The 13,294-nt window shown below is 23.1% G+C and carries 14 protein-coding genes and 1 pseudogene; 3 read left to right on the top strand and 12 right to left on the bottom strand.

What is annotated here, in order from left to right:
- Positions 1–236: pseudogene (rlmL, locus tag D9V70_RS01865) on the bottom strand (bifunctional 23S rRNA (guanine(2069)-N(7))-methyltransferase RlmK/23S rRNA (guanine(2445)-N(2))-methyltransferase RlmL); the annotation flags it as partial.
- Between the two features lie 150 nt (positions 237–386).
- Positions 387–1,403, bottom strand: a complete 1,017-nt coding sequence (pyrD, locus tag D9V70_RS01860; protein WP_158356061.1) for a quinone-dependent dihydroorotate dehydrogenase — start codon at positions 1,401–1,403, stop codon at positions 387–389.
- Positions 1,404–1,641: 238 nt separating this feature from the next.
- Here pyrD and pncB point away from each other — a divergent pair, with 238 nt between their 5' ends.
- The 3 genes from pncB to D9V70_RS01845 all read left to right on the top strand — a co-directional run bounded on the left by pncB (position 1,642) and on the right by D9V70_RS01845 (position 5,761).
- A complete protein-coding gene (gene pncB / locus D9V70_RS01855; protein WP_158356060.1) occupies positions 1,642–2,841 on the top strand; it encodes a nicotinate phosphoribosyltransferase in 1,200 nt (399 codons plus the stop codon).
- A gap of 222 nt (positions 2,842–3,063) precedes the next feature.
- A complete protein-coding gene (gene asnS / locus D9V70_RS01850; protein WP_158356059.1) occupies positions 3,064–4,464 on the top strand; it encodes an asparagine--tRNA ligase in 1,401 nt (466 codons plus the stop codon).
- Positions 4,465–4,615: 151 nt separating this feature from the next.
- Entirely contained in the window at positions 4,616–5,761 is a 1,146-nt protein-coding gene (locus D9V70_RS01845) for a porin (protein WP_158356058.1), read from the top strand.
- A 218-nt stretch (positions 5,762–5,979) separates the two neighbouring features.
- On the opposite strand, the gene D9V70_RS01840 is transcribed toward D9V70_RS01845, so the two are convergent.
- The 10 genes from D9V70_RS01840 to rpmF all read right to left on the bottom strand — a co-directional run.
- Positions 5,980–6,510 carry a hypothetical protein gene (locus D9V70_RS01840; protein WP_158356057.1) on the bottom strand — a complete coding sequence of 177 codons (531 nt, stop codon included), beginning with the start codon at positions 6,508–6,510 and terminating at the stop codon, positions 5,980–5,982.
- A gap of 42 nt (positions 6,511–6,552) precedes the next feature.
- The gene (locus D9V70_RS01835) at positions 6,553–6,897 is read right to left on the bottom strand and encodes a histidine triad nucleotide-binding protein (protein ID WP_158356056.1); all 345 of its coding nucleotides are present in this window, start codon (positions 6,895–6,897) and stop codon (positions 6,553–6,555) included.
- 78 nt (positions 6,898–6,975) lie between these two features.
- The gene (ptsG, locus tag D9V70_RS01830) at positions 6,976–8,409 is read right to left on the bottom strand and encodes a PTS glucose transporter subunit IIBC (protein ID WP_158356055.1); all 1,434 of its coding nucleotides are present in this window, start codon (positions 8,407–8,409) and stop codon (positions 6,976–6,978) included.
- 73 nt (positions 8,410–8,482) lie between these two features.
- Positions 8,483–9,292: a TatD family hydrolase gene (locus tag D9V70_RS01825; RefSeq protein ID WP_158356054.1), complete on the bottom strand. Its 810-nt coding sequence runs from the start codon at positions 9,290–9,292 to the stop codon at positions 8,483–8,485.
- Positions 9,293–9,326: 34 nt separating this feature from the next.
- Positions 9,327–10,307 carry a DNA polymerase III subunit delta' C-terminal domain-containing protein gene (locus D9V70_RS01820; RefSeq protein WP_158356053.1) on the bottom strand — a complete coding sequence of 327 codons (981 nt, stop codon included), beginning with the start codon at positions 10,305–10,307 and terminating at the stop codon, positions 9,327–9,329.
- Positions 10,304–10,942, bottom strand: coding sequence for a dTMP kinase (gene tmk / locus D9V70_RS01815; RefSeq protein WP_158356052.1), 639 nt, complete (start codon positions 10,940–10,942; stop codon positions 10,304–10,306). Before tmk ends, D9V70_RS01820 begins: the two co-directional genes overlap by 4 nt.
- A 4-nt stretch (positions 10,943–10,946) precedes the next feature.
- A complete protein-coding gene (gene acpP, locus D9V70_RS01810) occupies positions 10,947–11,186 on the bottom strand; it encodes an acyl carrier protein (RefSeq protein WP_158356051.1) in 240 nt (79 codons plus the stop codon).
- A 56-nt stretch (positions 11,187–11,242) separates the two neighbouring features.
- Entirely contained in the window at positions 11,243–11,974 is a 732-nt protein-coding gene (fabG, locus tag D9V70_RS01805; RefSeq protein ID WP_158356050.1) for a 3-oxoacyl-ACP reductase FabG, read from the bottom strand.
- A 5-nt stretch (positions 11,975–11,979) separates the two neighbouring features.
- Positions 11,980–12,918, bottom strand: coding sequence for an ACP S-malonyltransferase (fabD, locus tag D9V70_RS01800; RefSeq protein WP_158356049.1), 939 nt, complete (start codon positions 12,916–12,918; stop codon positions 11,980–11,982).
- Between the two features lie 264 nt (positions 12,919–13,182).
- Positions 13,183–13,294, bottom strand: a 112-nt coding sequence (rpmF, locus tag D9V70_RS01795) for a 50S ribosomal protein L32 (protein ID WP_158356286.1), incomplete at its 5' end; no start/stop codon positions are given.

Raw genomic sequence — 13,294 nt, 5'->3', positions numbered from 1 at the left:
ATATTATATGTATTTTTATAAAGATCATGAATATTTTTTATTTTAAATGTTGTTATATGTAAAAAAATTCGTGATGCAATGCGACTCCACATTAAACTTTGATATAATAATTTATCATTTGCGTCATAATAAACTCCTCCACGTTGTACACTTAAATTTTTAGCACCTAAATATAAAAGTTCTTTTTCTAATAATTTTTCAGTTCCAAAATTTGTACTTGCAAACAAATAGTTCATTTTATTTTTATCAATCAATTTTTTTTAATTGAAATATTATATGTTTTATTTTTATATATTTGTCTATTAATTTGTTAAAATTCAATCTAAATTTTTTATATTCATAAATATTATTAAATTATTATTAAATATAACTATATAAAGAAAATTTTATATATTTTTAATAATATTTCTAATTAGTTTTGGACCATGATATATTAGTCCGGAATATATTTGTATTAAACTGGCTCCTGATTTTATTTTTTCTTTTGCAGAATAAATTGAATTAATTCCTCCCACTCCAATAATAGGAATTTTCTTTTTTAAACTTTTTGATAATATTGAAATTACATTAGTACTTTTCTTTTGTAAAGGTAATCCACTTAATCCACCTTTTTGATAAATTTTTTTTAAGTTATTTTGTATTGACGAATGGTCTAATGTTGTATTAGTAGCAATTACTGCATCTATTTCATATCGGATTAATTGTTTGGAAATATTAAGCAATTCTTTTTTTGATAAATCTGGTGAAATTTTAATAGCTATTGGAACATATTTTAAATATTTTTTGTGTAATTCATGTTGTTTTTTTTTTATTTTATACAATAAACTTTTAAAGTTTTGTCCATATTGCAAAGTTCTTAAATTAATAGTATTTGGAGAAGAAATATTAATAGTTATATAACTTGCGTAAATGTAAATTTTTTCCATACATATTAAATAATCTTGAACAGCATTATCAATGTTGGTATTTTTATTTTTTCCAATATTTACACCTATAATTTCTTTAAAACGAGATTTTTTTATATTTTTAATTAAATTTTCTATTCCTAAATTATTGAATCCCATTTTATTAATTATAGCTTCTTTGGAAGTAATTCTAAATATTCTTGGTTTGATATTTCCATATTGAGGTAAAGGTGTAACAGTTCCAACTTCAATAAAACCAAAACCCATTTTTGATAAACAATCTATATATTCTCCATTTTTATCTATTCCAGCAGCTATTCCTAATTTATTTTTGAATGTCAATCCCATACATGTTATTTTTTTTGATGGTATTTTATGTGTAAAAAAAAAATCTTGTAATAATTGAAAACTCTTAGAATTAATACATTTAAATGTTAAATTATGAGATTTTTCTGCATCTATTAAAAATAATAGTTTACGAATGAAATAATAAAACATTATAATTCCTTTTTTAGTTAAGTAAAATTTGGTAAATAAATTAAAGTATTTTTATTATTAAAAATAACTTATTTTTTTAAAAAACTATTATTTTTATGAAAAATTGATAACTTTTTTATTTATGTTATATTTTTATATAATAGATTCATGTTATTTATTGCAATATAAAATTAATATAGTATTTTTGCTTTAACATAATTAGTGATATAAAAGTAAGAAATAAAAATTAGAATATACTATGAAATATTATGATTATCCAATAATAAAAACAATTCTTGATACTGATGTATATAAATTTTATATGCAGCAAGCTGTTTTTTATAATTATGAGGATGTAAATGTAGCAGCTGAATTCATTTGTAGAGGAGATAATGTATTAGGTTGTTATTCTGATGTTTTATTAGAACAAATTAGTATGATGCAAACTTTAGCTTTGAGTGATGAAGAATATATTTATATGACTTCTTTTCCGTTTTTTAAACAAGAATATTTACATTGGTTGCGAAATTTTCGTTATAATGCTTCTCAAGTAAAAATTAAAAATCATCAAGGTAAATTAAACATTCAAATAACTGGATTATGGAAAGAAGTAATATTATGGGAAGTTCCTATTTTAGCTTTAATTAGCGAAATTTTTCATAACGATTTATCTTCAGAAGTAACTTCTCAAAATGCTATAAAACATTTGGATTACAAATTAAAAAATTTTTTTTATTTTACTAAAAGCATAGATTTATCTCGTTTAAAAATTGTTGATTTTGGGACAAGAAGAAGATTTTCTTATGACGTTCAATATGCAGTTGTCACAAGATTAAAAGAAAAATTTCCATTTTTTATTGGTTCTAGTAATTATCATATATCACGTATACTAAAATTATCACCAATAGGAACACAATCTCATGAATGGTTTCAAGCACATCAACAAATTAGCTCAAATTTAGAAAAAAGTCAAATTCTAGCATTAAAAACATGGTTGTATCAATATAATAACCATTTAAATATAGCTCTTACCGATTCTATTAATATGGATTCTTTTTTACGTGATTTTAACTTATATTTTACTTCTTTTTATCAAGGAATAAGACATGATTCAGGGGATCCAATAAAATGGGGTGAGAAAGCTTTAAAACACTACGAAAAATTAGGTATTGATCCTTTTACTAAAACATTATTGTTTTCAGATAATTTAGATTTTAAAAAAATTATATCTCTTTATAAAAAATTTAGTAACAGAATTAATGTAATTTTTGGAATAGGTACAAAATTAACATGCGATATTCCTGATGTAAAACCATTAAATATAGTAATTAAATTAGTAAAATGTAATGGAAAACCTGTTGCTAAATTATCTGATAGTCCAGGAAAAACTTTTTGTTTAGATCAAAAATTTTTAAAGTATTTATGCAAAGTATTTAACGTATCACTAAAAAATAGATAATATATAGATATATTGATAGTTTTTATGCTATTTATAAAAATGTATCTTTACACTAACAAGTGTAAATATTGTTTATATTTTAAATTAAAAATCATTGAAAAAATTTATTTTTTTAAATTTAGAATAAATTAATATAAAAAATATTAAAAAACTTGTTTCATAATTTTTTATATATTTTGTTTTGTTAATTTTAAATAATAGACGTATAAAAGGAAAGCATTTATGAATACAGTATCAATATCAGATATATATAAAAATGATATTACAATTAATAGTTCAATTACTGTATATGGATGGGTTCGAAGCCGTAGAGATTCAAAATTAGGCTTTTCTTTTATTACAATTTATGATGGTTCGTGTTTTTATTCTATACAAGTTATTGCAAATAATACTTTATCTAATTATTATAAAGAAATTTTGCATTTGACCGTTGGATGTTCTGTAAAACTGACAGGCGTATTAATATTATCTATTGGAAATAATCAAAAATATGAAATTCAAGCAAAAATAATTAAAGTTTTAGGTTGGATTAAAAATCCAGATACTTATCCTATATCTGCTAAAAAACATAGTTTGGAATATTTGAGAGAAGTTTCTCATTTAAGACCTAGAACTAATTTAATAGGAGTAATAACTAGAATAAGAAATCATATATTATATTCATTGCATCGTTTTTTTTACAAAAAAAACTATTATTGGATTCCTACTCCTATTATTACCGGATTAAATACTGAAGGTGCTGGGGAAATGTTTCGTGTTTCAACTTTAGATATGAACAATACTCCTAAAGAAACAGATGGTTCCGTTGATTTTAAAAAAGATTTTTTTGGAAAAGAATCTTTTTTAACTGTTTCGGGTCAACTAAATTTAGAAACATATGCTTGTGCTTTATCTAAAGTTTATAGTTTTGGTCCTACATTTCGTGCTGAAAATTCTAACACTAGTCGTCATTTAGCAGAATTTTGGATGTTAGAAGTAGAATCAGCTTTTACAAATTTAAATGATATATCAGATTTTTCTGAATATATGCTAAAATATATTTGCGGATCTATTTTAAAAAATTGTATTTCAGATCTTAATTTTCTTAAAAATTATGTTGATTCTGATATTATTAACCGTTTAAAAAAATTTTTAGAAATCAATTTTATACGTATAGATTATATAGAAGCTATAGATATTTTAATTGATTCTAAAGTTATATTTAAAAAATCTGTTTCTTTTGGTACTGATTTATCTTCTGAGCATGAACGATATCTTGTAGAAAAATATTTTAAATCTCCTGTTATAATAAAAAATTATCCAAAAGAATTAAAAGCATTTTATATGAGATTAAATAACGATAAAAAAACTGTTGCAGCAATGGATGTATTAGTTCCAAAAATTGGAGAATTAATAGGTGGTTCTCAGCGTGAGGAACGTATTGAAATTTTAGATGAACGTTTAGTGGAATTGGGGTTAAAAAAAGAAAACTATTGGTGGTATAGAGATCTTCGTAAATATGGTACAGTTCCACATTCAGGATTTGGAATGGGTTTTGAAAGATTAATTTCTTACTTTACTGGAGTTTCAAATATACGCGATGTTATTCCATTTCCACGTACTGTTAATAATTCTAATTTCTGAAGAAAATTTTTTAATCTTTATTCAGTAAATATATTATTTCATTAAATTTATTTTTATATAGAAAAATATATAAAAAATAATATTTATTTTTTATAAAAATTTATATTGATATATAATTTATATATTCATTAAACAGGTAATATAAAAAATTATGATAAATCGAAAATCTTTAGCAATTGCAATACCATTATTATTATCAACTAGTAGTGTAGTTAACGCTGTAGAAATTTTTAATAAAAATGGTAATGAATTAGAACTATACGGAAGTATTAATCCTAGTCATGAATTCTCCCACAAATTTTTATCAAAAAAAATTGAATCACATAACGATAATACAAATGCTATTTTAGGTTTTTCAGGAAAAGCAAAAATTACTGATGAACTAATAAGTTATGCAACTGTTGAATATGGAACTGATTTTGTTTCTCCAGAAGATATTATTAGTAATAAACAACAATCTAATAGTATACGTTTAGGTTATGCTGGTTTCAAGTATGGAAATTGGGGTTCAATAGATTATGGTCGTAATTATGGTATTTTTCATGATGTAGAATCTTTAACAAACCATATTCCTTATATTACTAAAAATAGTGCTTTTAATAATAACGATACTTATATGATAGGTAGAAACAATAGTCTTCTTACTTATCGAAACAATAATATTTTTGGTTTTTTTGATGGAATTAGTTTTGCACTACAATATCAAGATCAATCTACAAATAAAATAGCTAATCAAGAAAATAGTTCTAGTTGGGGTGCATCTTTGAAATATAAAACTGATGCTGGATTAACAGCTATTGGTTCTTGTTTTTCTTCTGAAAGATTTAAAAATGATAAAACAAAAAGTGAAAAACTTCCTACTATTAGTGCATATGGACTAGGTTTTAAATATGATGCAAATGATATATATATTGCTGCGTTTTATGGGGCAGGAAGTAATTTAAAACCATTTAACATTGATGATAAAAACAATGATCCATCTAGCGAAGGTTATATAAATAAAATAGAAAATATTGAAGCAATTGCAGAATATAATTTTCATTCTGGTTTTTATCCTTCTTTAAGTTATTTAGATTCTAAAGGACAACATTCAAATATAAGTAAAGATGATTTTAGTCAAAATACTTGGGATTTAGCAAAACAAATTAATATTTCAACTCGTTATGAGTTTAATAAAAATATTTCTACATATATGAATTATAAAATTAATTTGTTAAAAAGTACTAATAAACTTGTTAAAACAAACAATATTCCTACAGATAATGTTATTGGTGCTGGATTAGTTTATCAATTTTAATTTTTTAAATATATATTTTTAAAATAAATTTTACATATTTTTATAATTATTAAGAGTTAGAACTTTCTACTGATTTATAAATAAAAAAATCTATTTTTCATACTAAAAATAGTATTATATACTAATTTTTTTGTATAAGTATCAGTAGAAAGAACTACTCTTATTAAATAATAAATTATTAAAGATATATACATTTACTGTTAATAACATTTTTCATTTTATAAATAAAATTTTTTTGTTTTTAAAAATATTATTTCTCCTGTTTCAACTAAAATTAATTTCACAGTCAAAGATAAAGGGTCATGATCTCCCGAAATATAACTTTCTAAATAATATTTGACATGATTATTTCGAGACAATAGTATTGCAGTACTGATATTGGTTAAGTTTGTTATATTTGATAACCCTAATTTTTTTTTAGATTTTTTAATGGTTTTATCAGTAATAAAATGAACATGATGAGTATTTTTAGATATTTTATATTTTATAATATTTGTTAACTTTTTTGTATCTATAATATTATTCGTATCATTTTTTAATACATTGACAAAAAATAAGGAATTATCAAATATAAACATATTTTTATATTTTAAAAAATCTATAATAATGCTTTCTGTAACATCATCAAAATTTAAAAAAATAGATGATGATTTTGTTTTATTTATTAAATTTTCCTCTATTTTTTTCACAGTAGAACAACTATTAATAAAAATAACAATACACAACATAGATAATAAATGTTTAATCAAATTTTATCCTTAGTCTTAAAGGAAACTAAATATTCTTTTATACTATAACAATACACTTAGTTTTTTACCTCCTAATAAATGCATATGAAGATATTCTATTTCTTGTCCTGCATTTTTATTACAATTTACAACAATTCTATATCCTTCTTTGCTTATTTTCTTTTCTTTTGCAATATTTACCGCAATATAAAACATGTGACCTAAAATATCTTTATTTTTTTTGTTGATATCATTTAATGATGCAATAAAAATATTAGGTATAATTAATATATGTACTGGAGCTTTAGGTTTTATATCTTCAAAAGCAGTTATTTTTTTATCTTCATAAATGATATTTGCTGATATTTTTTTTTCAACTATTTGTTTAAAAATTGAACTATTTGACATAATTTTTGCTCTTTATTACGAAAAATAATATTTATATATAACTTATTTTTTTATAAAACACTCGTACTGTAATCTTTTTTATAGATTTTTTATATATTCATCTATAGCAGTTTTAATATTCTCAGATCTAGTTCCGAAAACAGCTTGTATGCCGGATCCTGAAACAATAATTCCAGCTGCACCAAGATCTTTTAAATCTTTTTGATTTACCTTAGATATCTCTAAAACTGTTATTCTTAATCTTGTGATACATGCATCTAGATTTTTAATATTATTTTTTCCGCCTAAAGCGTTAACAATATATGGTGCAATTTCAATATTATTTTTTAATAAAATACTATTTTGTTTTGCTTCTCTTCCTGGTGTCTGTAAATTAAAATTAACAATTAAAAAATAAAAAACACTATAATATAATAATCCATAAAGTATCCCAACAACAGGAAATAATAGTATATGATTACTATTACCACTTAATACTATAAAATCTATAAAACCATGTGAAAAACTAGTTCCTGCTCGCATATCTAAAAAAATACAAATAGGAAAAGATAATCCAGCTAAAATAGAATGTATAATATATAAAATAGGTGCAACAATAATAAATGAAAACTCAATTGGTTCAGTAATTCCTGTTAAAAATGCAGTTAAAGCTGCTGAAAGCATAATACTTCCAATTTTAGCTCTATTTTCTTTTTTAGCTGTATGCCAAATTGCTAATGCAGCTCCAGGAAGACCGTACATTTTAAAAATAAATCCACCTGATAGATTTCCAGCGGTAGTATCTCCGGCCATATATCTAGCAATGTCTCCATGAAAAATTTGTCCTGCAGAATTAGTGTATTCCCCAATCTGCATTTGAAAAGGAACATTCCATATATGATGTAATCCAAATGGAACTAAAGCTCTTTCTACTAATCCATAAAGAGTGAAAGCAAGAATAGGATTTTGATAAGCTGCCCAATGAGAAAAAACTTGAATACCATGTCCAATAGGAGGCCATATTACAGATAATAATAAACCTATTAGTATAGTAGATAATCCTGAAATAATTGGAACAAATCTTTTCCCAGAAAAAAACCCTAAATATTCAGGTAATTGAATACGATAAAATTTATTAAACATATACGAAGCAATAACACCTGCTATAATACCTCCTAGTATACCAGTATCAGAAAGATGTTTATCTTTTATTACATGAATAGTTGTATGTAAAATTATTGGTTCAACTACTGACATTGTTTCAATTAAGATACCGTAAGAAACCACTGCAGCTAATGCTGCAACACCATCATTTTTAGTAAATCCAAGAGCAACTCCAATTGCAAAAATAAGTGGCATATTGCTAAATATAGATCCTCCTGTTTGAGCCATAATCTGAGAAACAATGTCTGGCAACAAGTTAAAATGTGCGGATCCTATTCCTAAAAGTATTCCTGCAATAGGTAATACTGAAACGGGCAACATAAGTGATTTACCAACTTTTTGAAGGTTTGCAAATACGTTTTTAAACACGTTAAAAGACTCCTAAATATATATAAGAATTATAAAGATATGATATATATATATTTTATTTATAAAAAAATTATCATGTGTTTATATTTTTTATATGAAATAATGTACGAAAATTTTTTGTTGTAATATCTGCTAGTGTTGTTATATCTATTTTCATCAATAAAGATATATATTTTGCTATATCAAATAAATATGCCGGTTGATTTTCTAATCCTCGATATGGTATTGGTGATAAATATGGTGCATCTGTTTCTATTAATAAATGTTCTAATGGTATTTTTTTTATTACATTTTTTAATTCTATAGAATTTTTAAAAGTAATAATTCCTGATATAGAAATGTAAAAACCTAGATCTAATAATTTATATACTGATTCATAGCTTTCAGTAAAAGAATGTAATACTCCTTTACATTTTTCTGCATTTTCTTCTTTAAGAATTTTTATAGTATCATCAATAGAATTACGAGAATGTACTATAATGGGTTTATTTGTTTTTATTGCAATTCTAATATGTTCTCGGAAAAAATCTTTTTGTATATTTTTAGTCATCGATGAATAATAATAATCTAATCCTGTTTCACCTAACGCGACTACATTTTTTATATAAGATTGCTCTTCTATCTTTTTAGATATAATTTGTATTGTATAAAAATTTTTTAGTTCTTTTTTGCAATTTAAAGGGTGAACACCACAAGAATAAAAAATAGATTGGTTGTTTTTTGATAATTTTTGAATTTTATAGAAATTTTTTATTGAAGTTGATACTGCTAATAAGTATTTTACATGTTTTTTATAAGATTTATCCAATACATCTTCTATATTTTTATGTAATAGATTATAATTTAATCTATCAATATGACAGTGTGAATCACTTAAAAACATTATTTTTTTCTCTTTTATAAAAGTGATCTTATAATTAAGTTAAAAGCACAAAATTTAAAATTTTTTCCCATTTCATTAATTGTTCCATTAATAATAATTCATAGTTAACTCCAGGTATATTTAATAGTCTATGTATGCACTGCATCCAAGTTCGAATACTAATATCTAAAATATAATTTGTATGGTTATAAGAGATAAATTGAATCAATTCTATTTGATCAATATTAGTTAAATATTTTTTTTTACTAAAGTTAAATTTAATAGCATCAAGTAATATTGAACATATCCATTGTATTTTAATTACACTATCTTTGTGATGTAATATTTTTAATATTTTTAGTAAATTTTTATATTTAAAACTGTCAAATAAATGTTTACAAAAATTTTCTCTTTCTATCCACATTTCTCCGTTAATAAATTTTTTTGCAGATATAGGTGAGCCTTGATTAATTCGCAATGCAGCTAAATATGATCTGTTTTTCTCATGTGTTTCATTTTTTAACCATGTCAAACTGTCTTCTTCTTTTGGGATAAAAATTTTATATAAAATACAACGGCTGTTTAGTGTTAAATATAAATTTGAATTATCATAATTTATAAGGAAAAACCAAGTGTTTTTTGGCGGTTCTTCTAAAGTTTTTAAAAGACCATTTACTGCAGAATGTGTCAAATTTCTAATATTTGATAAGAAAATAACTTTACTTCCTCCTTGTTGTGAACGTTTAAATATTTTTTCATTTATGATTCGTATATCTTCAATATTAAATATTTTATTTTTTAACTCGTGTAAATCTGGATGGTTTCTAGAAAGCATTAATTTACAACCATGACACTCATTACAAAATTTTATCCCTTTAGATTGTAGACATAATAACCATCTACTAATACACCAAACTAAATTAGAGATTCCCATTCCTTTTTGAGTTTTTATAAGAATTGCATGGTGAGCTTTGTTAATTTGATATTGATGAATAATTTTTTTATATGGTTTTATTAACCAAGGATATAAGTTCATATAACTTGTTTATTTAGCCAATTGGATATTTGTTTTGTAATGTTTTCAGAAACAGTTTGCATATTTAAATTAGCATTAATTTTTATGATGTTTTTATTTAGCTTTATTTGTTGTAAATAAATTTTTCTTACTTTTTTAAAAAATTGTAAAGATCTACTTTCAATTAAATCTAAAGGGTTTCGTTTTAGTGCTCTTTTTAACCCTATTTTTGGTGATACATCTAAATAGACAGTTAAATCTGGAATAAAATCTTCTAAAAAAAAAGATTGTAATTTAGTTATTATTGTTTTTTTTATTCCTAATCCTCCACCTTGATAAGCTAAAGAAGATAAATCGTGACGATCAGAGATGACCCATTTTCCATTTTTTAACGCAGGTTTTATTATTGTTTTAACTAATTGAATTCTTGCTGCATACATTAATAATAATTCGGTTTCTTTTATAAGGTTATCTTTATCGAATTTCTTTTGTATTAATTCTCTTATTTCTTCTGCAATAGGTGTACTACCTGGTTGCCGTACTAATATTACATCTTTAAAATTATATTCATTTAATATATTTTTAATACATATACATGCATTAGTTTTACCTGCACCTTCTAATCCTTCAATTACAATAAATTTATTTTTTTGCATTTTTTTATTTTTGAAAACGAGATTTTATATAATCGATAGATTTTTGCACTGTACTAATTTTTTCTGCTTCTTCATCTGAAATTTCAATGTCAAATTCTTCTTCTAATGCCATAATTAGTTCAACAATATCCAGTGAATCTGCACCAAGATCTTCTGCAAAAGAAGCTTGATTGATAATGTTTTTTTCTTCGATATCTAATTTGTCAAATATTATTTTTTTTATTCGTTTTTCAATGTTGTTCATTACTATAATTTTCCATTTTTCATTTTTAAGTTAACTATTATAATCTTTTATATATATTATACCATAAACATACCACCATTTACATGTAGTGTATGTCCGGTAATATATGATGCTTTTTTTGATATTAAAAACATCACAGCATGAGCTATATCTTTAGTTTTACCTAATTTTTTCATTGGTATTTGAGATAAATATTTTTGATATTGACTTGAATTTAGTGTTTTTATAAAATCTGTTTTAATGATTCCTGGCGAGACAATGTTTACAGTAATGCCTTTTGATGCAACTTCTAATGCTAACGACTTGTGAAATCCTATTAATCCTGATTTTGAAGAACTATAGTTTACTTGTCCTTTATTTCCTGTATAACCAATGATTGAACCAATAGTAATAATTCGACCATATCTTTTTTTCAGCATAGAACGAAGAATATATTTTACAAGATAAAATATTGATGTTAAATTAATATTGATTACATGATTCCACTCGTTATCTGTCATTTTAATCAATAAATTATCTGCTTTAATTCCAGCATTATTAATTAATATATCAATTGAATATTCATTAGAAATATTTTTGATATTATCTATAATAGAATCAGTATTATTTAAATCTAGTATTATACCAAATCCATTTTTTTTTAAATATTTGTTTATTGTATTTACTCCTTTTTCATTTGTTGATGTTCCGATTATTTGTATTCCTTTATTTACTAATTTTTTTGCAATGGCCTTTCCTATTCCACGGCTAGCACCTGTAATTAATGCTATTTTTTTATTATTGTTCATAACTTTCATTTATTGATTTTTTTAAAGGCAATTAAAAAATTTTTTAAATTATTTGTATCGAATGAAATAATTTTTTTATTATTTTTATTTAAATTTGTTAAAATTTTACCAGGACCTATTTCTAACATTATAAAAATTTTTTTAGATTGTATTAAATTTATAATTTCTTTCCATCTTACAGTGCTATAAATTTGTCTAATCAATGCACTTTGAATTTTTTTTGTAGTATTTTCAATTTTTACATCAACATTATTAATTATTGGAATATTTGGTGACCGTATAATACTTAAATGTAATATTTTTTTTAACTGTTTAGAAATTGGTTTCATTAGTATACAATGTGCAGCTATATTAATATTTAAATTAAATATATGTTTAGCACCAAAATTTTTACATATTAAACTTGTTTTACATACAGTGTTTTTATCTCCTGATATCACAGTTTGATTATCAGAATTTATACTAGCTATCGCTACTATTTTTTTTTTTGAAGACATTATTTTACAAATAGATTGAACTATTTTACTTTCTATTCCAATTATTGCTTTCATTAAACCAGGACGATTTATGGTAGTTGCTTCCATTAATTTACCCCGTAAAAAAACAATTTTTAATGCATCAGAGAATTTTATTGAACCAGAGCAAACTAAAGCAGAATATTCACCAAGACTATGTCCCGACATTAAAGAAGGAAGTCTTCCATTTTTTTTTTTCCAAAGTCGATATATTGAAACTGATGCAGTTAGTATTATTACTTGCGTATATTTGTTTTGATTAAGTTTTATTTTTGGTCCTTCTTTTACTAACTTTAATAAATTATCATTTATATAATGTGATGCTTCATTAAAAGTTTGTGTAATAATATTATTATTTTGAAAAAATGAAGATAACATTCCTATATATTGCGAACCTTGTCCTGGAAATAACATTGCAAATGAATTCATTACAGACGCCTAATTTTTTAGTACTTTCTTTTTTAAAAAAAGTTGATTATATATAATAAAAATTATTTCTAATAATTTATTAGATAAAATAAATCTTATTTATTTGAAATATTCGTATTATTGTAAATAACATATATTTAAAAATTAATATTTTTAATGATTTAGTAGTGAAAAATTTAAAAAAATAAAATTAAGTATAATTTCATTTATATTTTAGTATTTTTTTATAAATGGTACTTTTTAAAAGCACCATTTTTTTAACTTTTAAATCACTTTTTTACCTTTGTAATAACCATTAGAAGTAATATGGTGTCGAATATGTATTTCTCCAGAAAATTTATCTATTGATAAAGTTGGTTTTATTAAAACATCATGA

This window comes from Buchnera aphidicola (Lipaphis pseudobrassicae), from assembly GCF_005081185.1.
Classification (GTDB): Bacteria; Pseudomonadota; Gammaproteobacteria; order Enterobacterales; family Enterobacteriaceae; genus Buchnera; species Buchnera aphidicola_AD.
This window is presented reverse-complemented; position numbering and strand designations above follow the sequence as displayed.

Coding starts and splice junctions, on each gene's coding strand:
- acpP (WP_158356051.1), bottom strand. CDS start 11,186: ATGAACAACATTGAAAAACGAATAAAAAAAATAATATTTGACAAATTA.
- D9V70_RS01820 (WP_158356053.1), bottom strand. CDS start 10,307: ATGAACTTATATCCTTGGTTAATAAAACCATATAAAAAAATTATTCAT.
- fabD (WP_158356049.1), bottom strand. CDS start 12,918: ATGAATTCATTTGCAATGTTATTTCCAGGACAAGGTTCGCAATATATA.
- fabG (WP_158356050.1), bottom strand. CDS start 11,974: ATGAACAATAATAAAAAAATAGCATTAATTACAGGTGCTAGCCGTGGA.
- D9V70_RS01835 (WP_158356056.1), bottom strand. CDS start 6,897: ATGTCAAATAGTTCAATTTTTAAACAAATAGTTGAAAAAAAAATATCA.
- D9V70_RS01845 (WP_158356058.1), top strand. CDS start 4,616: ATGATAAATCGAAAATCTTTAGCAATTGCAATACCATTATTATTATCA.
- pncB (WP_158356060.1), top strand. CDS start 1,642: ATGAAATATTATGATTATCCAATAATAAAAACAATTCTTGATACTGAT.
- asnS (WP_158356059.1), top strand. CDS start 3,064: ATGAATACAGTATCAATATCAGATATATATAAAAATGATATTACAATT.
- D9V70_RS01825 (WP_158356054.1), bottom strand. CDS start 9,292: ATGTTTTTAAGTGATTCACACTGTCATATTGATAGATTAAATTATAAT.
- tmk (WP_158356052.1), bottom strand. CDS start 10,942: ATGCAAAAAAATAAATTTATTGTAATTGAAGGATTAGAAGGTGCAGGT.
- pyrD (WP_158356061.1), bottom strand. CDS start 1,403: ATGTTTTATTATTTCATTCGTAAACTATTATTTTTAATAGATGCAGAA.